Origin of the sequence: Albidovulum marisflavi, assembly GCF_025751435.1 — a bacterium.
Lineage (GTDB): Bacteria > Pseudomonadota > Alphaproteobacteria > Rhodobacterales > Rhodobacteraceae > Albidovulum > Albidovulum marisflavi.
This window is the reverse complement of the sequence record NZ_JAOWKY010000004.1, coordinates 226,828-250,703: the sequence shown is the minus strand read 5'-3', so window position 1 is coordinate 250,703 and position 23,876 is coordinate 226,828. Positions and strand designations below refer to the sequence as shown.

The following is a 23,876-nucleotide window of genomic DNA, read 5'->3' as shown; positions in this document are numbered from 1 at the left end:
GCTCACCTATCCCGCTGCGACGCGAAGTCAACCCGCGCGTCAGTAGGGAAGGACCGAGACGTTGACGTTCTGGATCATCCCCCACATCACGGTGACAAAGATCGAAACGACCCCGATCGCCTGAACCGCCATCCGGTGACGGCGCAGCCGCTTTTGCAGCGCCTCTCCGCTGTCGCCTTCTTCAGCGATCAATCGCGCGGTGCGGGTGGTCAGCAGCGCCACGATACCAAGCGGAAAAAGAATCAGGAACAGCGCCTGACAGATCTCTACCGCGTAACCGAAGCCCAGCATTGCCAGGGTCGTGTAGATGGCAGAACCGAACACCAAAAGGACAAGGCCCGCATCCTGGGCGATGTAAAGCACGCGGTTCACGCAATGACGGGTGAATTCCTCAAGCTCGATCTCGGCCCGGCCGCCCAACCGGCGTGCCCGCAGCACCATGTCGAAGGGAATCCCGATGACCCAGTGGCTGGCTTGCGACCAAGTGACGGCCAGCGCGATCCAGTACCAGAGGTTGGAAAAGGAACGAAGGTCGATCACCTCTGAGATCAGTACGGTCCACTGCACGCGCCAAACCCTTGTTCCATGGCCCGGTTCCGATGCTAGCCGCGGACTGCGGCGCTTTCCACCCTTGAGATGCGCGGCGATCCGTGTAACCCGATAAGGCAACAGGAAAGGCACGATCATGATCCCGACCCAAGGCCCCTTCCCCTCCACCCGTTTCCGCCGCCTGCGCCGGACGGGCGCGCTGCGCGATCTGGCTCAGGAAAACCACCTGTCCGCGAAGGATCTGATCTGGCCGATATTCGTGACCGACGTACCTGGCGCCGATGCCCCGGTGGCCTCAATGCCGGGTGTCGAGCGCGTGACGATCGAAGGCGCCGTGCGCGCCGCAGAAGAGGCCACGAGCCTCGGAATCCCCGCGATCTGCCTGTTTCCCTACACGGACGGAAGCCTTCGGACCGACGCCTGCGAAGAAGCGTGGAACCCCGAGAACATCACCAACCGGGCCATCCGCGCGATCAAGGCAGCGGTGCCTGACCTGGCGGTGATGACGGACATCGCGCTCGATCCCTACAACGCGAACGGCCACGACGGGCTGGTGCGAGACGGGATCATCCTGAACGACGAAACCGTCGAGGCGCTAGTCAAGATGGCGCTGGCGCAGGCCGAGGCAGGGGCCGACATCCTGGGACCGTCCGACATGATGGACGGGCGGATCGGAGCGCTGAGGACGGCCCTGGAAGGCGCCGGACATCCGGACGTCGCCATTCTGAGCTATGCGGCAAAATATGCTTCGGCGTTCTACGGACCGTTCCGCGACGCTGTGGGTGCGGGCGGGCGGTTGGTGGGCGACAAGAAGACCTACCAGATGAACCCCGCCAACACCGACGAGGCGGTTCGGCTGGTCGCCCGCGACCTTTCCGAAGGGGCCGACATGGTCATGGTAAAACCGGGAATGCCCTATCTGGATATCTGCCGCCGCGTGAAGGACGCGTTCGGCGCGCCGACCTACGCCTATCAGGTGTCGGGCGAATACGCGATGCTGATGGGGGCGATCGAACGCGGCTGGCTGAAGGACGACGTGATTCTGGAAAGCCTGATGGCCTTCCGGCGCGCCGGATGCGACGGTGTCCTGACCTATTTCGCCCCGCGCGTGGCTCGAATGCTGGGTTGAACAGGCAAGTTTCCGCCGCGACCGGTGCGGGAGGCATGACTTGCAGTCACGAACCCCAACACTTGATGACAAAAGAACAAAAGCACACTATAGCTGGTAGCAGAACGGCCCCAAAGGCCGCCCGGCGCGGGTCAGCCGCGCCCGACGAGGCAACAGAGCGGAGTATGGACATGAGCGGTTTGACGCGACGGAGCGTGGTTCTGTCAGGGGGTGCGGCCTTTGGCCTTGCGGCCTGCGGCAATGGTCTTGGCGCCGACGGGGCAGCGAAACTCGATGCCCGGGTCGACGCGGCTCGCGACTACCTGATGACGACCTATCCAGGGACACGCGACCTGATGGCCAAGGCGGTCGGCGTTCTTTACGTCCCTCTTGTCACCGAGGCTGGCGTGATCACCTTCGGCGGCTCCTACGGTCAGGGCGCGCTGCGGATCAACGGGGCGACGGTCGACTACTATTCCGCCACGCAAGCCAGCGTGGGGCTGCAGATCGGCGCACAGCAGTACGCCCACGCGCTGTTCTTCATGACGCCCGAGGCGCTGAGTGAATTCCGCACCTCACCGGGCTGGGTCGCGGGTGCCAACATGGCTTACGCACTGCCCGATCAGGGTGGATCTCTCGGGGTGGACACCACGACGTCGCTCGCGCCGGTCATAGCTTTGGTCTACGGGCAGTCCGGGTTCATCGCAGGCGCGAAGGTCACGGGCACCAAGTACAACCGCATCATCCCCTGACCAGGACGCGCGGGGCACTGGCCCCGCGCTTTTGCATTCACGGCCGTTGATAAGGGGTCAGCCCAGCTTCCTGAGCCGGGCAATCAGGCTTGACGTGTCCCAGCGGCCGCCACCCATGCCTTGAACGTCCTTGTAGAATTGATCCACAAGCGCCGTGACGGGAAGGGTCGCCCCGATCTCGTCCCCCGTGCGCAGGCAGATGCCAAGGTCCTTGCGCATCCAGTCCACGGCGAAACCGTAGTCGAATTTGCCCTCGTCCATGGTCTTGTGACGGTTGACCATCTGCCAGCTACCAGCGGCACCCTGGCTGATGACATCCACGAGGTCGGGAATATCGAGCCCGGCCTTTTCCGCAAAGTGAAGCCCTTCGGACAGCCCCTGCACGAGCCCGGCGATGCAAATCTGGTTGACCATCTTGGCCAGCTGGCCCGCGCCCGTTTCGCCAAGCCTGCGGCAGACGCGCGAATAGGCGGCGATGACAGGCTCGGCACGGGCATAGTCATCCTCGCGCCCGCCACACATGACCGACAGAACGCCGTTTTCAGCGCCGGCCTGCCCACCCGAAACGGGTGCGTCAACGTAGCCCAGCCCCGCTTCGGCCGCGATGGCGGCAAGCTCGCGCGTGACGGCGGCGGAAACCGTGGTGTGATCGACGAAGATCGCGCCCTTGGCCATGCCAGCGAACGCCCCGTCATCACCAAGACACACCGAGCGAAGGTCATCGTCGTTACCGACGCAGGCCATCACGAAGTCCGCGACCTTGGCCGCCTCGGCCGGGGTTTCGGCCGCGGCTCCGCCGTGCCGCTCGACCCATGCGGCCGCCTTGGCGGGCGTCCTGTTGTAGACGGTCACCGAGTGGCCTTTGGCCTGAAGATGCCCCGCCATGGGAAAACCCATCACTCCAAGGCCAAGAAATGCCACCTTCGCCATGTCTGTCTCCTCTGGTCATTGCGGTCGGGCCGGTTCTGTCCTAGTTAACCGCCCTGCCATGTTCGTCAACCGCCCGCGTCGCAGGTCCGGATGTTCACTGCCTTCAGATGGCTCTTGCGTATCGTCGTCCTGGTCGTTGCCCTGGTGGTGGCGGGCCTGTCGCTGGCCTATTACTTCGCCAGCCGCTCACTGCCCGACTATAACGAGGACTTCGCCCTGGCGGGGCTGGACGGGACGGTCGAAATCGTCCGCGACACCGCCGACGTTCCCCATGTCTTCGCGACGACCGACAGGGACACGTTCTTCGCCTTGGGCTTTGCCCACGCGCAGGACCGGCTTTGGCAAATGACTTTGATGCGGCGCACCGTTCAGGGGCGGCTGTCGGAACTGTTCGGAGAGCGCACGTTAGCGGTGGACACGCTGATGCGGCGGCTGGATCTCTACGGGATCGCGACGCAGTCGGTCGCGGCGCAGGATGAACAGACGCTGTCGGCGCTAAAAGCCTATGCGGACGGCGTCAACGCATGGATCGGCGTCGTGAACGCCGAAGCGAAGGGTCGCGGTGCACCAGAGTTCTTTCTTTTTTCCAACGAGATCGCCTACTGGCAACCCGCAGACTCGATCGCGATCCTCAAGCTGATGGCGCTGCAGGTTTCGAGCCATCTCGAGCGAGAGATTCTGACCGCGCGCCTGTCGCTTTTGTCCGAGGATTGGGTCAGGGACCTGCTGCCCGAGGTGCCGGGTCAGGGGACGGCTGCCCTTCCCCCCTTCGCAAGCCTCTTTCCCACCGTTCCGCGATCCTATGCCGCGCTGGACATTCCCCCGGCCGACCCGTTGTCCCCCTTCCGGCGTGGCGCGTTCGCCGGTGCGTCGAATGCCTGGGCCGCAGCCGCGGCGCGGTCTGCGGCAGGCGCGCCGCTTCTGGCGAATGATCCTCATCTGCCTTTCTCGGCGCCGACCGTCTGGTATCTTGCGCACCTTGAGCTTGGATCCCGCGGCGTCATCGGCGGCACCATTCCCGGCATCCCCGCTATCCTTACAGGGCGAAACGATGTCCTGGGCTGGGGGATAACCTCGTCCTATCTCGATGATCAGGACATACACATCGAGGAACTGAACCCCGGCGACCCGGAGCGTTATCGCACGGCCGAGGGCTGGAAGCCGTTTGTGACGAAGAAGGCGATCATCACGATCAAGGATGCCGCGCCGGTTACCGTGACATTGCGCTGGACGGACAATGGCCCGGTGCTTCCCGCGTCGCACTACGACCTTGGCTCGGTAACGCCGCAGGGCTATGTCGCATCCCTGTCCTGGAGCGCGCTTGATCCGGCAGACCGTTCGATCGGCGCGGCAATCCGCATCATGCGGGCGACCAACGTGGCCGAGGCCATCGAGGCGGGCAGTGATTATGTGGCGCCGTCCCAGAACCTTACGCTTGCGGGTCCGGACGGCGTAGGGATCGTGCTGATCGGCAGGATGCCCAAGCGTGATCCCGCGCATCAGACGCAGGGGCGCATGCCCTCGCCCGCCTGGATCGCAGAGAACCGATGGCAGGGATTTTTCCCCTATTCCGAAAACCCGCGCTTCGTTAATCCCGAGGGCGGGATCGTCGGCAACACGAACAACAAGATCGTGGATCGCCCGTTTCCGCAGAATGTCAGCCACTACTGGGGCGACAGTCAACGCGTTCAGCGCTGGATGCGGCTCATGCAGGAACGGGAAGTGCACAGCCGCGAAAGCTTCATGGCGGCCCAGCTTGACACGACTTCCCCGGCGGCACGCTCGTTGTTGCCGCTGGTCGCGGCGAACCTTTGGTTCACGGGCGACGCCGCGCCAGAGGGTACGCCCGAACGAATGCGGCAAAGGGCGCTGGACCTGCTGGCCAACTGGGATGGCGAGATGAACGAGCATCTGCCAGAGCCATTGATCTATGCCGCCTGGATGCGCGCACTTCAGTTCCGCCTGATCCGCGATGAACTTGGCCCGCTGGCCGATGAATTCAATCACCTTGAGCCGCTTTTCATCGAGCGCGTCTTCCGCGACGTCGATGGCGCCGGGCGTTGGTGCGACGTGCTGCGTTCGGCGCCCGTCGAAACCTGCGATGAAATCGCGCGCCAGGCGTTGGATGACGCCTTGGTGGAACTTTCGGCGCGCTTCGGCTCCAGTGTCGAAAGCTGGCGCTGGGGTGAGGCGCATCAGGCGACACACGACCACTCGGTGCTGGGCAAGCTCCCGATCCTGAAGTGGTTTGTCAACATTCGCCAGTCGACATCGGGCGGGGACAACACGCTGCTGCGCGGCAGGACCGCTGGTACGGAACCGGAGCCCTATCTGAACGTGCATGGCGCAGGCTATCGGGGGGTCTACGATTTCGCCGATCCCGACAGTTCGGTCTTCATCCTGTCGACGGGGCAATCGGGCCATCCTCTCAGCCGTCACTACGATGACCTGTCTGAACTTTGGCGGCGCGGGGAATATATACCGATGTCCCTTGACCCGGAACTCGCGCGCGCGGCTGCGACGGGCATCACGAGGCTTACGCCCGAACCCTAGCGCAATTGGCCGGAAAGTGCCCCTTCAGTGGCAGTTTTTCGTGGAAATGGTGCGAAATCTTTCGCAATAAGGTCGCAGGCAGTGATCGCGCTGGCTGCAGGACCCGACCCTTTGCAAAGGCCCCCACCGTGTCCAATGTCATCCTGACCGGGTTCCTGGTCTGTCGATCGCTGGAAGAGGCCGACCGCGTGTCGCATCTTTTGCCTGACCACATCCGGCTGACGCGGGCCGAGCCCGGATGCCTGAGCTTCGAGGTCTTCCGATCGATGGCCGATCCCTTGCGCTTTGCCGTGCGGGAGGTCTTTCGCGACCGCGCGGCCTTCAAGGCGCATCAGGTCAGGGTGCAGTGTTCGATCTGGGGCCGCGCCACACGGTGCATCCCCCGCGATTACAGGATCGAGGGCGCCTGAGCGGCGCCAAGCCAAAATGTCGGATGCCGGCAACCCGCAGCGACAAATCTCAGCTGCCCAGGATACCTTTCACATAGCCTTGCGTTTCCGCATAGGGTGGGACGCCGCCGTGTTTGGCCACCGCCTCGGGCCCGGCGTTGTAGGCGGCTAGCGCCAGGCGCCAATCCCCGAACCGATCGTACATCATCCGAAGATAGCGTGCGCCGCCTTCCAGGTTCTGATCAGGGTTCGACGCATCCACACCCAGGTTCCGGGCCGTGTCCGGCATCAACTGCGCAAGCCCCCGCGCTCCCTTGTGTGAAACGGCCGACGGGTTCCATCCGGACTCACGCTGCACGAGCCGCAGGAAAAGATCGACCGGCACACCGTGCCTTTGCGCGGCGGCCTTGGCCGTTTCCAGATAAAGCCCCCGGTAGCGTCCGGAGTAGCCCGGTATGGTCACCGCGTTTGGCGCCACGGCCGCGGGAAGAACCTTGGCAGAGGCAGAATATTGCGTGGCAAGACGCGTATCCAGCAGCATCGCCTGCTGTTTGAAAAGCGCGGTCCGAGAGCTTTTCTTGGTGTTCGAGAATGTCAGACCTTCCGCCAAGCCAGCGGCCGGCAAGGCAATCACGACAACAGCCGAAGCAACAGCCATCAATCGACGCATTGGTCCCTCATCCCTGCATCCGGCGGCGACTATACAGATTTTAACCGTTCATTCCAGATTTTTGCACGCCGCTCGTTGCGGCATCTACGCGCGGGGATTGCTGTGTATGCAGGGTTCCGCGCATCAGGTCCTCGATCAAAAGGCTGACAAGCTGCGACCTGCCTGCCACGCCGGCCTTCCGATAGATCGCGTTGAGATGTGTCTTGACCGTCGCCTCGGCCGAACCACGCATCTGCGCAACCTCGGCGATCGAAAACCCCTTGATGGTAAAGGCCGCTACATCCGCCTCGGATGCCGTCAGTCCCCAGTCGCGAAAGTAGCTTTCCATCAGATCGTGCAGCGCACCAGAGGCTGCGGACAAAGCGCGCTCGGCATGCGCCTGGCGCCGCAGGAGACCGGCAAGAAACACCCCCTCCACCGCCGCGCCTGCCAGCAGGGCCAGGTTCGCGATCAGCTCCAGAGAGGTGTGCACCAGGCTGAAACCAGGCTGCTGATACTCCATGATATCGTCGGCGATATCCGTGAGGAAGAATATCCCGCAGAACCCCTGAAGCACGATCAGCGCGATCAAAGCCACGCTGATCGTTCTGGTCCTTGCCGGCAAGATTGACATTCCGTCCCCCAGCCCTCAGGGCATTTCCTTGTAACCGGTCACCATGGACTTCGGTAGGTTGATCCCCAGCCTGCGGCTTTCATAGATCGCGCCAGCAATATGCAAAATTACGGAAATCTCTGCCCAGGTCACCAGAATCTCGTGCAGTTCCTCAACCCATCCAACCCCGAAAAAGGCGTCGGTCGTCATCATGTATCCGCTGACGCAGATCGCGATAAGCGACAAGAGGAGATTGTAGATCATCCAGGCACCAAGCGGAGAGTGGCCGACATGGGCATGATTGCGCCCCGCAGCCATGTCGGAAAGCTGGCCAACCGCCGCACCTACCGATGGCGGGAAGTCCGCAAATCTTGCATGCCTGCTTCCAACCAGCCCCCAGATCAGACGCAAACAGACCAGCGCAAGAATCGCGTATCCGGTCCATTCATGCAGCTTGCCTTCGGCGTCGTCGAAAAGGGCGTTCGCGGCAAAGCCGCCTGCGATCGACCAATGAAAGACCCTGACGACAGGATCCCAAACCCGTACCTTGCTCATTTCCCCGCTCTCCCGAGGTGATGTTACGCCGAGGACAAACGCGTCATCGGATCCATTGGCGCGTGTTCCCACGCGCGGATTTCACATGGCAAGCGGGGCACCGCGGATGCGGCGCCCCTGCCCCGCCGATCAGCTGTCGCTTTTCGATTTGACGACTTCAAAGGCGTCGTTGAGATAAAGTTCGTACTTCTTGCCGTCCTTGAGTGCGTAGACTTCGAAGTATCCGTCCTCGGTGTCGATCCGGCGCACTTCGTATCCCTCGGCGGTCAGCTGCTCGGTGATCTTGGCTTGCGTCGCCTCGTCGATCTCGCCCGATGCGTGTGCGGGCAACGAAAGGGCGGTGGCGGCGAGGAAGGTCGCTACGACAAGTTTCTTCATGATCTTCTCCTGTAAGCGGGCCGGCATCGCGCCGTGCCCTGCCGCCCAGATGCCCGGCTTTACGTCCATCGGGAATTGAACCAGAGTTGGAAGTGGCAGCCAAAACCACCTCTGCAACCGAAGTTTGACGGCGGGAATGCGCCGACGCCCTGCAGGTTTTTGCTCTTTTGAAACGGAATCCGGGTGCCTATACCGTCTGGTAACCAGAATCTTTCGGAGGACGTTTCATGGCAGGCTCGGTCAACAAGGTCATTCTTATCGGGAACCTCGGGCGCGACCCCGAAGTGCGGTCCTTCCCGAATGGCGGCAAGGTCTGCAACCTGCGCATCGCGACTTCGGAAAACTGGCGTGATCGCAACACGGGCGAACGCAAGGAGCGGACCGAATGGCATTCGGTCGCGATCTTTTCCGAGCCCCTGGCAAAGATCGCCGAGCAGTATCTGCGCAAGGGGTCCAAGGTCTATATCGAGGGCCAGCTTGAAACCCGCAAATGGCAGGATCAGTCCGGCCAGGACCGCTACACGACCGAGATCGTACTGCGCCCCTACCGTGGTGAACTGACCCTGCTGGATGGTCGCGATGGCGGCGGCGGAAGCCAGGGCGGCAACGACGACGGCTATGGCAGCTCTGATCGTGGTTACGGCGGCGGTTCCGGCGGCAGCTATGGCGGCGGCAGCAGTGGCGGTGGCGGCGGCAGCCGTTCCGATCTGGACGATGAAATCCCGTTCTGATCAGCTTCCTCGGCGCGGATTTCGCCGAGCGATACCCCGGTTCTGACTAGAATCAAGGCGCGCCCTTCCCGGGCGCGCTATTCTTTTCAGATCAAAGGGTAGAAACAGGGGCATCAGATGACATCGAAGCCAAAGACACCCGGGGCCAAGGGGGCTGCGGGGCTCGGGGCGTTTCCGACAATCCCGGGAGCGTGGTTTTCCAACGAGGCCGTGGAACGCTGGGGCGATATCGGGGCCGAGTTCATGGAATTTCTGTCGGCGCGCATCCATGAGGACGTGAAGACGCAGCAGGCCATCTTGCACTGCAAGGACCCGGCTGAGTTGCGCAAGATCCAGGAAGATTTCCTGCAAACCGCAGTCGATCAGTATGCGGCGCAGGCCGGTCGGATGACCGAGCTCACCAACGCCTTCCTGGCGTCCATGATGCTGCCACCCGTCGACGATTAGGGCCTAGCGCCGCGACAGCGCGTCCTCTAGCAGGCCCCGCACCGTGTCGGTGTCGACGTCGCTTGCGACGAAGGCGTCTCCGACTCCGCGCGCCAGGATGAAGCGCAGCTTGCCGTCCACGACTTTCTTGTCCTGCGCCATGAGGGCAAGCAGCCCGTCGGCACCCGGCAGATCGCCCGGAATGTCCGACAGGTCGCATTTCATGCCCATCGCCTTCAGATGCGCGCACACCCGGCTGGGCGCTTCTTGCGAACACAGGCCAAGGCGCTGCGACAACTCGAACGCCAGCGCACAGCCGATCGCCACGCCCTCTCCGTGAAGGAGGCGGCCGGTATAACCGGTCGCGGACTCAAGAGCGTGGCAGAAAGTGTGCCCAAGGTTCAGGAGCGCGCGATCACCTTCCTCGGTCTCGTCACGCTCGACGATGCGGGCCTTCATCTCGACAGATCGGCGAACGGCATATTGGCGCGCGCCCGCGTCGCCGGCGGCCATCGCGGGCGCGTTGGTCTCCAGCCAGTCAAAGAATGCGGCATCGCCCAGAAGGCCGTATTTGACGACCTCGCCATAGCCCGCAAGGAAATCACGGGCAGGTAGTGTATTCAGTACATCGATATCGGCAAGCACAAGAGATGGCTGATGGAAAGCGCCGATCAGGTTCTTGCCGTGAACCGAGTTGATGCCGGTCTTGCCGCCGACCGAACTGTCGACCTGCGACAGCAGTGTGGTCGGGATCTGGACGAAGCGGACGCCGCGCCGCAGAACAGCCGCAGCGAACCCTGCAAGGTCGCCGATCACCCCACCGCCAAGCGCGATCACGATGTCGCGCCGCTCGACCTTTTCGGCCAGCAGCCAGTCGACGGCGCGCGAAAACTGGGGCCAGCCTTTGGTCGACTCGCCCGCGGGAAGCGCAAGTGCCGTCATCTCGATATCGCCAAGCCCTTGCCGCAGCCCCTCCAGATGACGGCCGGCCACGGTTTCGTCGGTCAGCACCGCGACACGTCTGCGCTTGAGCAGCGGCGCGATTTCTTGTCCCGCCCGCGACAGAAGCCCCGGTCCGATCCTCACGTCATAGGCGCGCGCGCCCAGATCCACCCTCACGGTGTCGATCGTCATGTCTCAGGTCCTTTCCAGGATGTCGCCGTGTTCGAGAAGCGCCTGAACGACCTTCTGCGTCATCTCTTCAACCGAATAGTTGGTCCTGGCCTCGACCGTCACTTCGGCTTGCGAATAGGCGGGCGTGCGCGTCTCAAGCAAGCCCCGCAGGGTTTCCCTCGGGTTCTCGGTCCGCAAGAGCGGCCGCGTGTTCTTGTGCCGGACCCTTTGCCACAGAAGGTCAAGGTCAGCCTTGAGCCAGACCGCCACACCAGACCGTGCGATCGCCGCCCGGTTGTCGGGCGACAGAAACGCCCCGCCGCCGGTGGACAGCACGCAGGGCGCGCCCGTCAGCAGCCGCTCAAGCACCTGCGCTTCCTTCTGGCGAAAGAAGGGTTCGCCGTCACGAGCGAAGATTTCCGCCACGGTCATGTTGGCGGCCTTTTCGATCTCGTCGTCCGAATCGACGAAGGGAACACCCAAGGCCCGCGCCAGCGCGGTGCCGATCGCCGTCTTGCCCGCACCCATCATCCCCACGAGCACCACGGTTTTCTTCAGTCTTGTCGTCACTCTTCCGCCCGTCCTTCCGCTGCAGGCGGCAAACCGCCGCCCGTTCAGCGAACTTTGTGCCTTCAATGGCGTGAACTCGCCGGAAAAGCCATATATAATCGCGCGACAAGATCCCGGACACGGGGCGTCAGAGGCAGAACAAAGGCAGGTCGGATGATACGGATACTGAAATTCCTGGCGACGCTCGTGGTGCTCGGATTCGTCGGCATCGTGGGGTATGCCTATCTGGGCGACATGTCCCCGGACCGAGTTGAAGTGCAAGAGCCGGTCGAACTGAATGTCGACGGATAGGGCGTTCATCGGGGCTGCGCTGGCCTTGATCCTTCCGGTTTCCGCCATGGCGGAGGAACCGCTTTCCGCAATAGACTGGTTGTCACGAACCGTTCAGACGCCGCAGCAGAACCCGCGCGCGACGCCCCCGGCCGACGAAAAACCGGTGGCAACCGGGGCTGCGCCCGCCGAGATTATCACGACCACCATCGGCGGACCCAATCCCGATGCGATCGGCATCCTTCCGATCGAAACGACGGGTTTGCCGCGCAACTTGTGGGGCACCAGCGCCAGCGAGGATCTGGCGCGGCTGATCAGGGCGGAACGCATCGACACCCTGCCCGCGATTCAGGCGCTTCTCTATTCGATTCTGCTGGCAGAACTTGACCCACCCGCCGATTCCGACGGGCGAGGTCTTGTCTATCTTGCGCGGATCGACAGGCTTCTGGATCTGGGCGCGCTTGAACCCGCTCTGTCGATGCTCGAAGGCCCCGCGCTGCAGGCGCCAGAGCCGTTTCGGCGCTGGTTCGACGTCGCGCTGCTCACGGGACAAGAGGACCGCGCCTGTGAGGCCATGCGCGAAACGCCCGAGATCGCCCCGACCTTTCCCGCACGCGTGTTCTGCCTTGCGCGTGGCGGCGATTGGAACGCGGCCGCGCTGTCGCTTCGGACGGGTGAGGCCCTGGGCTACGTCACGCCCGAAATGGCAGAGCTTCTGGCGCGGTTCCTGGACCCTGAACTGTTCGAGGGCGAGCCGCCGCTGCCGATCCCCTCTCGCCCCTCGCCGCTGGTCCTGCGGTTGATGGAGGCAATCGGGGAACCGATGTCGACGACCACGCTTCCCGTGGCCTTTGCGCAATCCGACCTTCGCAACAACGCGGGTTGGAAGACACGGCTTGAAGCGGGCGAGCGGCTGGCCCGAACCGGCGCCATCGATCCGAACCGGCTTCTGGGGCTTTACACCGAGCGTCAGGCAGCGGCCTCGGGCGGGGTCTGGGACCGTGTTGAGGCGATCCAGCGCTTTGACACGGCCATGTCCACTGGTGACCCGAACGCCGTTGCCCTGTCCCTTCCCGAGGTCTGGCGGCAGATGGAGCGGACCGAACTGGAGGTGCCCTTCGCAACCATCTACGGCGCCGCGCTACAGGACCTGTCCCTCAGCGGAGCGGCCAGCGCCCTGGCCTTCCGCATCGGGCTGTTGTCACCCGATTATGAAAGCGTGGCCCGCGAACGCGATTCTCTGGGTGGGATCGAGCCTTTCCTGATCGGGACTGCGCGCGGCAACCTTGATGGCATCGCGCCGCCCGATCCGATCGCGGGCGCGATCAAGGCTGCCTTTCTATCCAGCGCGCGTCTGACGGAAAGCTACGCCTCACTTGTGTCCGAGAACCGTGTGGGTGAGGCGATCCTGACGGCCATCGGCGATATCACCGACGGGGCGCGGGGCGATCTGCGTGACGTGACGGCCGGGCTTTATCTGTTGCGACACCTCGGGCTTGAGGCAATCGCGCGCAGGGCGTCGCTTGAACTCATGCTGCTGGAACGCCGGGGCTGATCGGATGGAACGCCGCATCTCGGCCTTTCTCGAGGCGCAGGCAGCCGAAAACGGCGCTGCCAGGAACACGCTTCTGGCCTATGGGCGCGACCTGATGGATTTCGCGGACTGGCTGGCGCATCGCAAGCAAGACTTTGATACCGCGCAGCAGGCAGACATCGAAGCCTACCTGGTGTCTTGCGACGCACAGGGGCTTTCACGGGCCACGCGTGCGCGGCGGCTGTCGGCGATCCGGCAGCTTTTCCGCTTCGGCTACGAAGAGAGTTGGAGATCCGACAATCCGGCGATCCGCATTTCCGGCCCAGGCCGCGCCAATCGCCTTCCAGGCACGCTGAGCACCGACGAGGTCGAAGCGCTGCTGAAAGCCGCGCCTGACCACGGGCGGACCGAGGCCGACCGGCTTCGCAATCTCTGCCTGATCGAAATTCTTTACGCCACCGGAATGCGCGTGACCGAACTCGTGTCGCTTCCGGTCGCGGCGGCGCGCGGCGATCCACGCATGCTGCTTGTTCGCGGCAAGGGCGGAAAGGAACGCATGGTGCCGCTTTCCGCGCCGGCCCGCGCCGCGCTGACTGCCTGGCTGGCGCAACGGGATGCCGACGAGGAAGAGGCCCGCACGTCAAGGCGCACGCCTCCATCCCGTTTTCTGTTTCCTTCCGACAGCGCCGAAGGTCACCTGACCCGACAGGCCTTTCACGCGCTGCTGAAAGACATCGCGGTGCGCGCGGGCGTGTCGCCTGCGCGGGTGTCGCCTCACAAACTGCGCCATGCCTTCGCAACCCATCTTCTGGCCGGGGGCGCGGACCTGCGCGTGATCCAAACCCTGCTGGGTCACGCCGACGTGTCGACGACCGAAATCTATACCCACGTCCTTGACGAGCGTCTGAAGGCTTTGGTGCTGGAACACCATCCTCTGGCGCGTGACGCTTGAACGCCACAGGCACGCACCCCATAAAGGTCGGGCCACACAGGATAAACCATGGACACCGCAACCGCTTTCGATACCGCCTTCTGGCTGACCACCGGCGCCATTGCCGTGCTGCTCATGCTGTCGGCCTTCTTTTCAGGCTCGGAAACCGCACTGACGGCGGCCTCGCGCGGTAAACTGCGCGCGCAGGTCGACCGGGGCAGCAAGGGCGCCGAGGTCGCGCTTCAGTTGACCGAGGACAGCGAACGGCTGATCGGCGCGGTTCTTCTGGGGAACAACGTGGTCAACATCCTGTCGGCCTCGCTTGCCACCGCGCTTCTTACGCGGCTGTTCGGAGACAGCGGCGTGGCGTTGGCCACGCTGGTCATGACCGCCCTGGTTCTGATCTTCGCGGAAGTGCTACCCAAGACCTGGGCAATCACGACCCCGGAATCCGCTGCCTCGCTTGTCGCGCGCCCGATCCGGCTGGTGGTGATCGTCCTGTCGCCGATCGTCACCTTGGTCCGTCTGATCGTGCGGCTGTTCCTGATGATCTTCGGCGTTCGGACGGATCCCGACAGCCACATCTTGTCCCTGCGCGAGGAAATCGCAGGTGCGCTTGCACTTGGCCACTCGGAAGGCGCCGTTCTGAAAGAGGACAGGGACCGGCTTCTTGGCGCGCTTGATCTGTCTGACCGCACGGTCGAAGAAGTCATGCGCCACCGCTCCAAGATCGAGATGATCGACCTCGACGCGGCGCCCGATGCGATCCTGTCGACGGTCCTTGCCTCGCCGCATTCGCGCCTTCCGCTTTACCGAGGCGAACGCGACAACGTGGTTGGCGTCATCCACGCCAAGGACCTGCTGCGCGCAGTTGACAAGGCCCTGCGCAGCAGCGACGGAATGCTTAGCGCCCTTCGCGATCTGGACATCCTTTCGGTTGCGATGAAGCCCTATTTCGTGCCCGAGACGACCCCCCTGGACGAACAGATGCGTGAGTTCCTGAAACGGCGAAGCCATTTCGCGCTTGTGGTCGACGAATATGGCGACTTGCGCGGGTTGATCACGCTTGAGGACATCCTTGAGGAAATCGTGGGTCAGATCGCGGACGAATTCGACATCGACGCCGAACACCCGATCAAGCAAGCCGAGAACGGAGAGATCGTGGTCGACGGAGCAATGACGATCCGCGACCTGAACCGCGCAACCGACTGGTCTCTGCCCGACGAGGAAGCCAACACCATCGCCGGCCTCGTGATCCACGAGGCGCAGATGATCCCGACCGAGGGACAAGTGTTTTCCTTCCATGGCTTCCGCTTCGAGGTCATCAGCCGCAAGGAGAACCGGATCACCCGTCTGAAGATCCGGCCGCTGTAGACGCGTCGACGGGTGTCTGCTGGTGCGACATGAGGCGCCAGCCGCCCTCTTCGCGGATATAGGTTGAGGCGCACAGCATTTCGCGAAGCGGTTCGCTTTCGCGTTCGGCTTCAGCACGGTACGCCAGAACGGCGACATTGCCCCTGATGCTTGCGGTTCGGTCCCTCATCAGCACGGACCGCCAGCGCGGGGCCGAGCCTATGCCATCTGTGATCCTGTCCCCCTGCAAGATCCCCGCGGGATAGGGAAAGACCATGATCGCACCGTCCGCCATCGAGCTGCGAAACGTCTGTGCCCCGCCAAGCCAGAAGGACTCCTCAAGCCGCCAAAGTTCACCTTCCTCGTCCATCGCATCCATCCTCCTGATCGGGAAAACGTCGGACGCGGCGCGGAGTTCCCCTATCGCGACTTGAACAGCGATCCCAGTATCCCGCGCACAAGGGCCCGGCCGGTCCTGGTGCCAAGCTGTCGCGCGACGCTTTTGCCGAACGCCTCAAGCATGGTATCCGACCGCCTGGACGACCTGCTACGCGACGTTGACCGCCCAGTCGTGCGGTCGTCGTAGCGGCGGCGTTCGCGCGCGCGACGCTCTTCTTCCTGCATCCGGGCTTCTTCCTCCTCGGCTTCCGCCGCGGCCTTGGCGGCGGCCTCGGCCCTGGCCGCAAGCCGCTCGAAGGCCGAGTCCCGGTCGATTTCCCGATCGTACTTCGCAGACAGGCCCGACGAGGCAATGACGCCGCGACGCTCGTTCATGGTGATCGGACCAAGCTGGCTGGAGGGTGGCCGGACCAGGGTGCGTTCGACCATGCCAGGCACGCCCTTGGCTTGCAGGAAGGAAGTCACCGCCTCGCCCACGCCGACCTCCTTGATCGCGGTTTCCGTGTCGAAGGCCGGATTGGGCCGATAGTTCTGCGCGGCCCGCCGCAGGTCCTGCTGATCCTTCGCGGTAAAGGCGCGCAGCGCGTGCTGTACGCGATTGCCAAGCTGACCCAACACGTCGTCGGGCACGTCGGCGGGGTTCTGCGTGATGAAGTAGACGCCGACGCCCTTGGACCTGATCAGCCTTGCGACCTGTTCGACCTTGTCGACAAGGGCCTTTGGCGCATCGTCGAACAACAGGTGCGCTTCGTCGAAGAAGAAGACGAACCTGGGCTTGTCCGGATCGCCGACCTCGGGCAGTTCCTCGAACAGTTCGGAAAGCAGCCACAACAGGAATGTCGCGTAAAGCCGCGGCGACGCCATCAGCTTGTCTGCCGCCAGAACGTTGACCTGACCGCGACCATCGAAGTGGACACGCATCATGTCGGCCAGCTCCAGCGCGGGTTCACCGAAGAACCTGGCCGCCCCCTGATTTTCCAGGACCAGCAGCGCACGCTGAATGGCGCCGACCGTCGCGGTGGCAACGTTGCCATACCGCAGCGCCAGATCCCCGGAGTTCTGGCCGATCCAGACAAGCATCGCCCGAAGATCCTTCAGATCCAGCAGCGGCAGACCCTCTTCGTCCGCCACGCGGAAGGCGACATTCAGCACGCCTTCCTGCGCCTCGGTCAGGTCCAGAAGCCGCGCAAGCAGCAGCGGTCCCATTTCGGACACGGTGGTGCGGACGGGGTGGCCCTGTTCGCCGAACAGATCCCAGAAGACGGTCGGATAGGCTTGGTACCGAAGATCGAAACCGATCGTGTCGGAACGTTTCTGGAACGCATCATGCAACTTGTGCGCGGGCGATCCCGATACGGCGAGCCCCGCCAGATCCCCCTTCACGTCGGCCATGAAGACCGGCACGCCCGCCTGCGAAAAACCCTCTGCCAGAATTTGAAGCGTGACGGTCTTGCCGGTGCCAGTAGCGCCGGCGATCAGGCCGTGGCGGTTGGCATAGCGCAACAACAGGTCCTGGGGCGTTCCATAACCTTCGCCTCCACCGCCGACAAAAATCGCTCCCTCGCTTGTCACCTAGTCGCTCCCTTCGCTGCCGCCTGCCGGTTTGACAATACCCGGTTAGACATTCGGTGCCAGTCTGAAACCGCAGCCTGAGACAGAGGTTCGGGGTGACAGGCTTCCCACGTCAAAAGGCTTGCCGCGCCGTCCGCGCGCGGCCTTTTCGATATGCACGAAAGATTTGATCAGACAAGAAGATTAGCTGTTGACGGAGCAAGGGGAAGTTACTAGCGTTCCGGCCAATGACAAGTCGGCCAGTCCGACGGGGAGCAACGAATACGAAAAGGGCCTGCAAGCAGGCCCTTTTCTTATGTCCGGATCACCGCCGAAACAGGTGCCTGAGCGGAAAGCCGCTGGTTTTTTCAAGGGGGCTCGGACCTGCCCCCCTGACACTGCGGAACTTACATGGTAATCCGCCCCAAACCCGTGACCAAACAGGGAAACATCATGACCCAACTGAGCAGAACACTCGCCCTTATTGCGGCCGTCGGCCTTGCCGCACCGCTGTGGGCGCAGACCGATACCACCACGGAAGGCGCCACCACGGAAAGCTCTGCCGCCGAAGGCACGGCCACCGAGGCCACTTCCGGCGTGTCGGTCAGCGAGCGCCCGGCAGTGACCGAGGATGGGGCGGACGGATACCTGGCGTCTGAACACGGCGCATGGCAGATCCGCTGCCTGCACGCCGCCGATGGCTCAGACCCCTGCCAGATGTACCAACTGGTGAAGGACGAAAAGGGCAACAGCGTTGCCGACATGCTGGTCCTGCTTCCCCAAGCCGGAGAAGAGGCCGCAGCGTTCATCCAGATCTCTGCTCCGCTTGCCTCGCTTCTGCCAGCAGGCGTCGCGGTCTCGATCGATGGCGCGGCCACCAAGCGGCTTCCCTACCTCTGGTGCACGCAGCGCGGTTGCGTCACGCGTGCCCAGTTGACCGCGGAAGAGCTTGAGTCGTTCAAGAAGGGCAAGACACTGAGCGCAGTGATGGTGCCCGCCGTTGCCGCCGACAAGCAGGTGACCGCGTCCTTCTCGCTTTCCGGATTCACGGCTGCGTTTGACGCGCTGGCGGAAACCGACAAGTAAGACCTCAGGCATCCAGACGAAGAGAGAACGCCGCCCTATCAGGCGGCGTTTTCCATTAAGCAGCCTTCAACGCAAGTACCGCGTTCAGCCCGCCAAAGGCGAATGCGTTCGAGAGTGCGGCCCCGACGGAAGCCGCGCGCGCCTGGTGGGTGACGATGTCCAGTGCACATTCCGGATCATCGGTCCGATGCCCAGCCGTCGGCGCGATGACACCCTCGCCAAGGGCCAGCAGGACCGCAATCAATTCGACCGCGCCGGCAGCCCCGATCAAGTGGCCATGCAGCGATTTGGTCGAAGAGATCGCGATCCGTTCGGCACCAGATCCGAAGACCTTTCGGATCGCGGAACATTCGCTGCGATCATTGACCATGGTTCCGGTGCCATGGGCGTTGATGTAACCGATATCCGAGCCATTCAGCCCGCCGTCGTCAAGCGCCGCCTGCATCGCGGCCTCGGCCCCGGCCGGGTCGGGCACGACGATGTCGCCCGCATCGGCCGTCATCCCGAAGCCGACCACCTCGGCCAGAACGCGTGCGCCTCGGGCAAGGGCGCGGTCACGCTCTTCCAGCACGAAGACGCCGGCGCCCTCGCCCATCACAAGTCCGTCGCGCGTCGCACAGAACGGGCGGCAGCCGGTGCTGGACAACACGCGCAGCCCTTCCCAAGCCTTTATCCCGCCGAAACTCAGCATCGCCTCGGAACCGCCGGCCAGCATGACGGGCACGGCTCCCGAGCGGACCATATGGAAGGCAAGCCCGATCGCATGGTTCGATGCCGCACATGCAGTCGAGACGGTGAAGGATGGCCCCCGAAGCTCGAAGGCCATCGACAGGTGCGACGTCGCGGCGTTGGCCATCAGACGCGGAACGGTGAACGGATGCACACGCGCGGAACCATCAGCGAATACGGCGCGATAGGCAGCTTCCGACGACGCCACCCCCCCACCTGCGGTTCCCAGAACCACGCCCGCGCCCGGTGCCAAAGCCCCTTCGCCCGCTTGCGCCACGGCTTCCTGTGCGGCGACGAGGGCGAACTGCGCAAAGCGATCGCACAGCGATATCTGCCGGGGCGACAGCCGCGTTTCCGGATCGAAGCCGCGAACCTGGGCGCCGATCCGGACGGACAGGCGTTCAAGGTCGGGAATATCAAGGGCGCCGATCGCGGTGTTGCCGGCGCGCAGCGCCGCAAAGGTTTGGTTCACGGAGAGGCCAAGCGGATTGACCGTCCCCGCGCCCGTAATGACAACTCGCCTCATGCCGCGGCTGGCCGAGCGATCAGCGTCTCGATCCCGGACACGATCCCCGCAACCGTCGACAGATCAAAGGCGCTGTCATCCTGGGGCGTGTTGGCATTGAAGGGGATTGTCACCCCGAAGCGCTCTTCCAGCGCGAAGATCGTCTCTACAAGTCCCAAGCTGTCCAATCCAAGATCGGAAATCAGGGTTTCCGCAGTCATGGAAGCGGCGGGCACCCCGGACTGGGCGGACAGGATCGCGATTACCTCAGCCTTCGTCATCATCGGAATAACTCTCATCGTTCTTGGCAGCGGCACCTTGACGCGATTCCGAAACAATTTCACGAAGCTCGGCAAGCTGATCGTTCATGCGGCCCAGCCGGCGGATGTGCTTCCAATTGGCGATCTGCGATTCCATCTTGATCGCGGGGTATCCCAGCAAGACACGCCCTTTGGGGGCGTTCGACATGATCTTGGTGCCGGCCCCTGCGATCACGTCATCGCCGACAAAGACGTTATCGACGACTCCGGTTTGACCGCCCATGACGACACGATCGCCGATGCGCGCGGACCCGGCAATCCCGGTCTGGCCACACAGCAGGCAGTCACGCCCGACTTCCACGTTGTGGCCAAGGTGCACCTGGTTGTCGAGCTTGGTGCCCGATCCGATTTTCGTTGCGCGGATCGTGCCGCGGTCGATGGTTGCCGTTGCGCCGATCTCGACGTCGTCGCCTATTTCGACATTGCCGATGGAATGAATTCGGGTCCACGATTGCGGTCGGATTTCCCCGCGCTGGCCCAGCGTTTCACGGATCTCTTCGGCGCCTGACTTTTCCGGGGTGACAAAGGAAAATCCGTCGGAGCCTATGACCGCGTTGGGATGGCAGATGAAGCGGTCGCCGATGACCACGCGCGGGCCGATCCACACACCGGACAGTATCAGCGCATCCACCCCGATCACGGTTTCCGCCTCGATCGATACGCGGGCGGCAATGCGGGCGCCACGGCCGATCCTGACGGCGCGCCCGATGGTCACAAAGGGGCCGATTGCCGCGCCCTCGCCGATCCGGGCGCTCGGGTCCACGACCGCCAGCGGGTGGATGCCAGGCGCGATTTCGGGTCCGGGATCGAGGGCCCGCGTGATGCCGGCCATCGCGTAGCGCGGGCGCGCGACGAAGATCGCCGCCTGCAGACCCATTCCAGCCCAGTCCGCACCTTCCCAAAGAACCGCGGCGCGGGCCTTTCCCTTGGACAATCCGGCTGCGTATTTCGGGTCCATCGCCAGCGCCAGATGCTCTGGCCCGGCCATTGCGGGTTCGGCCGCCCCCGCAACAAGCAGCGTTCCATCGCCTTCCAGCCGCGCACCAAGCGCCGCCGCGATTTCAGCAAGAGTCTGGCTCATCCGTCTGGCCTTGTTCCGGAGCGTCTCTCCCCGGATTTAGCCACGAAGGCCCGGCAACTCCACCCCGGCGGCCTCCATTGCGTCGAAAATCTTTGCATCGCGACCATAGATGTCACGACGGTACTCGATCCCGCCCTTTGCCGTCGGCCATGCCGTGAAATAGACCAGGTGCACCGGGACCGGTCGGTCCAGCGGAAGCGTCGATTCACGGCCGGTCTGCAGATAGGACTTGAACAGCCCGACCGGATCCTCGCTTTGCAGCGCCAGCAACGCATAGGCGAAATCGAAGGGGCTACCCAACCGAATGCAGCCATGACTGAAGGCCCGCACCTCGCGCTTGAATAGCGACTTGGAGGGCGTATCGTGCAGGTAGATGTTGTAGGGATTGGGGAACATGAACTTCACGAGCCCAAGCGCATTGTCCCCGGAAGGCGCCTGCGACATTGCAAACGGGAAGTTGGAGGCCGTGAACTGCGTGAAGTCCACCGCTTCGCGATCGACGGCGCGGCCGCGGCGGTCGGTGATGCGCAGATGGCGAACCGCGTTGGGGTCTTTCTGCAGCATCGGCAGGTATTCCTTCGTCGCGATCGATCGCGGCACGTTCCAGGTCGGGTTTACGACCATGAACTCCATCAGGTCAGAGAACTCGGGGCTGCGGCGATCGTACTGGTTCATCCCGACGACCGTAACGGTCTCGAACGTCACCTTGCCGTCATCGACGATCTTTGCCGTGAAATCGGGCAGGTTGACCCAGATGTGGCGCTGACCCAGCGGTATGCCGTTCATCCAGCGCAGACGCTCCATCGCGACCAGAACGGATTCAAGACGCTCTTCTGGCGTGCGGTTCAACTCGGCAACGGTCCCCTCGCCCACGACGCCGTCGGCCTGCAGCCCATTGTCCAGTTGAAACCGCTGCACCGCTTTCTGGAGCGCGCCATCATAGGACTGCGAAGCAGATGCCTGCATGTAGCCCAGGGCAACCAGCTTGTCCCTCAGGGCAGCAACGGACGGACCGGATGCGCCGGGTTCAAGCTTGCCGATACGCAGCTGCCCCCCCCAGCCGCCCTCTGCCATCTCGCGTTCCAGATCCAGTTTTACCTTCATGAGTTGGGCGTACTGCGGAACCTGCGGTGGCAGGGAACGCAGGAAACCGTGGGGTTCGGAAGCCGCGAACTGCTCCAGCATGGCACGAAGGTCGCGCTCGGGCACCGCGCGGACCATGCCCGCATCGACGGATGCCGGCTTGATGAAACCGGTCTGCACCTCATGTGCGTAGGCGAGGAACGCGCGCGACATCGCGACCTCAAGCCTGCCCCGCTGACGCTCTGAACTCAGCCGCTCAAACGACTGGCGCAGATCGTCCACGCCGTAGTTCCGGGCTGGCAAGCCATGATCGGCTGCATGGTCAAGCGCGATGAAAAGAGCCGCGCGCCGCGCCGCATCGGCGCCGGTCGTCCAAAGCGGGGAATAGTCGTGGTCGCGATAGAAGCCGGACAGCACGTCATCGCCGGCCGCCGCTTCGGCCACCGCGTTCTTGAACGGGGTGATCTCTGCCCCTGCGCGGCCGGAATATGCCACGGCGGACATTGCCAGCGCCATCACGGCAAGAACGCGACAAAAGCCCGACATCTGCCAACGAATACTGGAGGTCATGAAATCCCCTAACCCCTTCCAAAGCAACGATACCCAGTTTCCCTGATTTCCCTCGCCAAGTCCATTCCAGCCCTCGATTCCCTGTGCCAAGTTGTCGCGCAATTGCAACGCTTTGGGACAAGCTGAGTTCCGCCTCGCGCGAACGTGATGATCGGCGAAATCTCGCCTAAACACGGATCGCTACAATGGCTGCAACAAATCCGCGATTGGCCTGCGATTCATTCCATGCCATAAAGTTGGCGCACTTGGGGAAGTGACCGAAACTACAAGCCGCGAAAAAAAGCGGCGAAACGCTTGGGGACAGGCACTTATGCACTCAGCTGGATCGACCGGTTTCACGCGCCGTGGACTGCTTACGGCGTTTGCCGCAACGGTAATAACGGCAGCGCCCACGTGCTCGAACGCGTTCGGCTTCCTGAAGGGCGCTGGCGATATCCGCCGCATCAAGATGTATTCCGGCCGCACCGGCGAAAGCCTGGACACGATCTACTGGATCGAAGGTGAATACATTCCCGAGGCGCTGAAAGAGATCAGCCACTTCATGCGCGACTGGCGCAGCAACGACGTCAAGAAGATCGATCCCCGCACCATCGACATCGCGGCCGCTTCTTACCGGCTGCTCGACGTGTCCGAGCCCTACATGCTGCTTTCGGGCTACCGCACGCCCTCGACGAACGCCATGCTTCGGTCCAAGTCCAAGGGCGTTGCCCGCAACTCGTTGCACATGGTTGGCCAGGCGGCGGATCTCCGGTTGCGTTCGCGTTCCGTCGGCCAGATGTACCAGGCCGCAACGGCGTGCAATGCCGGGGGCGTCGGCAAGTATTCCAAGTCGAACTTCGTGCACATGGATTGCGGCCCGATCCGGACCTGGGGCCGGTAAGCCCAGCCAGCGGAGTTACATGAAAAACCGCCCCGCAAGGGGCGGTTTTCATTTTCAGGCACGCGTCAAGCAGACGTCCGCAGATTGTCGGCGCCTGACCACGTGATCACGCAGGATGCCATCACGCAGCGTTAACGTCCGTCAACGCCACGGTATTGAGCACAGTCTTTGTCAAGGAAATGGCGCACCCGACAGGATTCGAACCTGTGACCTCTGCCTTCGGAGGGCAGCACTCTATCCAGCTGAGCTACGGGTGCGCTGGTAGCAG

The 23,876-nt window shown here is 63.3% G+C and carries 26 protein-coding genes and 1 tRNA gene; 12 read left to right on the top strand and 15 right to left on the bottom strand.

The window, feature by feature from the left end:
* Window positions 1-39 precede the first annotated feature (39 nt).
* Window positions 40-567: a component of SufBCD complex gene (locus OEW28_RS15165; protein ID WP_263735637.1), complete on the bottom strand. Its 528-nt coding sequence runs from the start codon at window positions 565-567 to the stop codon at window positions 40-42.
* A 118-nt stretch (window positions 568-685) separates the two neighbouring features.
* Between OEW28_RS15165 and hemB the strand changes: the two genes are divergently transcribed.
* Entirely contained in the window at window positions 686-1,678 is a 993-nt protein-coding gene (gene hemB, locus OEW28_RS15160; protein ID WP_263735636.1) for a porphobilinogen synthase, read from the top strand.
* Between the two features lie 170 nt (window positions 1,679-1,848).
* Window positions 1,849-2,409: a lipid-binding SYLF domain-containing protein gene (locus OEW28_RS15155; RefSeq protein WP_263735635.1), complete on the top strand. Its 561-nt coding sequence runs from the start codon at window positions 1,849-1,851 to the stop codon at window positions 2,407-2,409.
* A gap of 57 nt (window positions 2,410-2,466) precedes the next feature.
* On the opposite strand, the gene OEW28_RS15150 is transcribed toward OEW28_RS15155, so the two are convergent.
* Window positions 2,467-3,339: an NAD(P)-dependent oxidoreductase gene (locus tag OEW28_RS15150; RefSeq protein WP_263735634.1), complete on the bottom strand. Its 873-nt coding sequence runs from the start codon at window positions 3,337-3,339 to the stop codon at window positions 2,467-2,469.
* 90 nt (window positions 3,340-3,429) lie between these two features.
* Between OEW28_RS15150 and OEW28_RS15145 the strand changes: the two genes are divergently transcribed.
* Window positions 3,430-5,892 (top strand): penicillin acylase family protein, encoded by a 2,463-nt coding sequence (locus tag OEW28_RS15145; protein ID WP_263735633.1) that lies wholly within the window; start codon window positions 3,430-3,432, stop codon window positions 5,890-5,892.
* 128 nt (window positions 5,893-6,020) lie between these two features.
* A complete protein-coding gene (locus tag OEW28_RS15140; RefSeq protein WP_263735632.1) occupies window positions 6,021-6,302 on the top strand; it encodes a putative quinol monooxygenase in 282 nt (93 codons plus the stop codon).
* 49 nt (window positions 6,303-6,351) lie between these two features.
* Here OEW28_RS15140 and OEW28_RS15135 read toward each other — a convergent pair whose 3' ends face one another.
* The 4 genes from OEW28_RS15135 to OEW28_RS15120 all read right to left on the bottom strand — a co-directional run bounded on the left by OEW28_RS15135 (window position 6,352) and on the right by OEW28_RS15120 (window position 8,476).
* Window positions 6,352-6,951: a lytic transglycosylase domain-containing protein gene (locus tag OEW28_RS15135; protein WP_263735631.1), complete on the bottom strand. Its 600-nt coding sequence runs from the start codon at window positions 6,949-6,951 to the stop codon at window positions 6,352-6,354.
* 40 nt (window positions 6,952-6,991) lie between these two features.
* Complete coding sequence (locus OEW28_RS15130; protein ID WP_263735630.1) at window positions 6,992-7,528, bottom strand: helix-turn-helix transcriptional regulator; 537 nt, start codon at window positions 7,526-7,528, stop codon at window positions 6,992-6,994.
* A 51-nt stretch (window positions 7,529-7,579) separates the two neighbouring features.
* Window positions 7,580-8,098, bottom strand: a complete 519-nt coding sequence (locus tag OEW28_RS15125; protein ID WP_263735629.1) for a cytochrome b/b6 domain-containing protein — start codon at window positions 8,096-8,098, stop codon at window positions 7,580-7,582.
* A gap of 129 nt (window positions 8,099-8,227) precedes the next feature.
* The gene (locus tag OEW28_RS15120) at window positions 8,228-8,476 is read right to left on the bottom strand and encodes a PepSY domain-containing protein (RefSeq protein ID WP_263735628.1); all 249 of its coding nucleotides are present in this window, start codon (window positions 8,474-8,476) and stop codon (window positions 8,228-8,230) included.
* 227 nt (window positions 8,477-8,703) lie between these two features.
* Between OEW28_RS15120 and ssb the strand changes: the two genes are divergently transcribed.
* The gene (gene ssb / locus OEW28_RS15115; protein ID WP_263735627.1) at window positions 8,704-9,207 is read left to right on the top strand and encodes a single-stranded DNA-binding protein; all 504 of its coding nucleotides are present in this window, start codon (window positions 8,704-8,706) and stop codon (window positions 9,205-9,207) included.
* A 117-nt stretch (window positions 9,208-9,324) separates the two neighbouring features.
* Window positions 9,325-9,654 (top strand): phasin family protein, encoded by a 330-nt coding sequence (locus tag OEW28_RS15110; protein WP_263735626.1) that lies wholly within the window; start codon window positions 9,325-9,327, stop codon window positions 9,652-9,654.
* A 3-nt stretch (window positions 9,655-9,657) separates the two neighbouring features.
* Here OEW28_RS15110 and aroB read toward each other — a convergent pair whose 3' ends face one another.
* The gene (gene aroB / locus OEW28_RS15105) at window positions 9,658-10,767 is read right to left on the bottom strand and encodes a 3-dehydroquinate synthase (protein WP_263735625.1); all 1,110 of its coding nucleotides are present in this window, start codon (window positions 10,765-10,767) and stop codon (window positions 9,658-9,660) included.
* A gap of 3 nt (window positions 10,768-10,770) precedes the next feature.
* Window positions 10,771-11,316 carry a shikimate kinase gene (locus OEW28_RS15100; protein WP_263735624.1) on the bottom strand — a complete coding sequence of 182 codons (546 nt, stop codon included), beginning with the start codon at window positions 11,314-11,316 and terminating at the stop codon, window positions 10,771-10,773.
* Between the two features lie 153 nt (window positions 11,317-11,469).
* Here OEW28_RS15100 and OEW28_RS15095 point away from each other — a divergent pair, with 153 nt between their 5' ends.
* Genes OEW28_RS15095 through OEW28_RS15080 form a run of 4 tightly spaced genes read left to right on the top strand, consistent with a single transcriptional unit; the run spans window position 11,470 to window position 15,425 of the window.
* Complete coding sequence (locus tag OEW28_RS15095) at window positions 11,470-11,607, top strand: hypothetical protein (protein ID WP_263735623.1); 138 nt, start codon at window positions 11,470-11,472, stop codon at window positions 11,605-11,607.
* Complete coding sequence (locus tag OEW28_RS15090; protein WP_263735622.1) at window positions 11,594-13,141, top strand: hypothetical protein; 1,548 nt, start codon at window positions 11,594-11,596, stop codon at window positions 13,139-13,141. Before OEW28_RS15095 ends, OEW28_RS15090 begins: the two co-directional genes overlap by 14 nt.
* Window positions 13,142-13,145: 4 nt before the next feature.
* The gene (locus OEW28_RS15085) at window positions 13,146-14,072 is read left to right on the top strand and encodes a site-specific tyrosine recombinase XerD (RefSeq protein WP_263735621.1); all 927 of its coding nucleotides are present in this window, start codon (window positions 13,146-13,148) and stop codon (window positions 14,070-14,072) included.
* 48 nt (window positions 14,073-14,120) lie between these two features.
* Window positions 14,121-15,425 carry an HlyC/CorC family transporter gene (locus tag OEW28_RS15080; RefSeq protein WP_263735620.1) on the top strand — a complete coding sequence of 435 codons (1,305 nt, stop codon included), beginning with the start codon at window positions 14,121-14,123 and terminating at the stop codon, window positions 15,423-15,425.
* Here OEW28_RS15080 and OEW28_RS15075 read toward each other — a convergent pair.
* Both OEW28_RS15075 and OEW28_RS15070 read right to left on the bottom strand, forming a co-directional pair.
* Window positions 15,397-15,774, bottom strand: coding sequence for a nuclear transport factor 2 family protein (locus OEW28_RS15075; protein ID WP_263735619.1), 378 nt, complete (start codon window positions 15,772-15,774; stop codon window positions 15,397-15,399). The two genes, OEW28_RS15080 and OEW28_RS15075, sit on opposite strands and share 29 nt — an antisense overlap.
* 50 nt (window positions 15,775-15,824) lie before the next feature.
* Window positions 15,825-17,375: a DUF853 domain-containing protein gene (locus tag OEW28_RS15070; protein ID WP_263735618.1), complete on the bottom strand. Its 1,551-nt coding sequence runs from the start codon at window positions 17,373-17,375 to the stop codon at window positions 15,825-15,827.
* Window positions 17,376-17,807: 432 nt separating this feature from the next.
* On the opposite strand from OEW28_RS15070, the gene OEW28_RS15065 reads away from it, so the two are divergent.
* Window positions 17,808-18,440 (top strand): invasion associated locus B family protein, encoded by a 633-nt coding sequence (locus OEW28_RS15065; protein WP_263735617.1) that lies wholly within the window; start codon window positions 17,808-17,810, stop codon window positions 18,438-18,440.
* Window positions 18,441-18,495: 55 nt separating this feature from the next.
* On the opposite strand, the gene OEW28_RS15060 is transcribed toward OEW28_RS15065, so the two are convergent.
* From OEW28_RS15060 to OEW28_RS15045, 4 genes are read right to left on the bottom strand one after another with little or no spacing between them, the layout of a single operon-like run.
* A complete protein-coding gene (locus OEW28_RS15060) occupies window positions 18,496-19,695 on the bottom strand; it encodes a beta-ketoacyl-[acyl-carrier-protein] synthase family protein (protein ID WP_263735616.1) in 1,200 nt (399 codons plus the stop codon).
* On the bottom strand, window positions 19,692-19,955 hold the full coding sequence (locus OEW28_RS15055; RefSeq protein ID WP_318527557.1) for an acyl carrier protein: 264 nt from the start codon (window positions 19,953-19,955) through the stop codon (window positions 19,692-19,694). The genes OEW28_RS15060 and OEW28_RS15055 overlap by 4 nt, the downstream gene beginning before the upstream one ends.
* Window positions 19,942-21,075 carry a UDP-3-O-(3-hydroxymyristoyl)glucosamine N-acyltransferase gene (gene lpxD, locus OEW28_RS15050; protein ID WP_263735614.1) on the bottom strand — a complete coding sequence of 378 codons (1,134 nt, stop codon included), beginning with the start codon at window positions 21,073-21,075 and terminating at the stop codon, window positions 19,942-19,944. Before lpxD ends, OEW28_RS15055 begins: the two co-directional genes overlap by 14 nt.
* A 36-nt stretch (window positions 21,076-21,111) precedes the next feature.
* Window positions 21,112-22,728 carry a L,D-transpeptidase family protein gene (locus OEW28_RS15045; RefSeq protein WP_263735613.1) on the bottom strand — a complete coding sequence of 539 codons (1,617 nt, stop codon included), beginning with the start codon at window positions 22,726-22,728 and terminating at the stop codon, window positions 21,112-21,114.
* A 310-nt stretch (window positions 22,729-23,038) separates the two neighbouring features.
* Between OEW28_RS15045 and OEW28_RS15040 the strand changes: the two genes are divergently transcribed.
* Window positions 23,039-23,608 (top strand): YcbK family protein, encoded by a 570-nt coding sequence (locus OEW28_RS15040; protein WP_263735612.1) that lies wholly within the window; start codon window positions 23,039-23,041, stop codon window positions 23,606-23,608.
* Window positions 23,609-23,788: 180 nt separating this feature from the next.
* Here OEW28_RS15040 and OEW28_RS15035 read toward each other — a convergent pair.
* Window positions 23,789-23,865, bottom strand: a tRNA-Arg gene (locus tag OEW28_RS15035).
* Window positions 23,866-23,876: the final 11 nt, after the last annotated feature.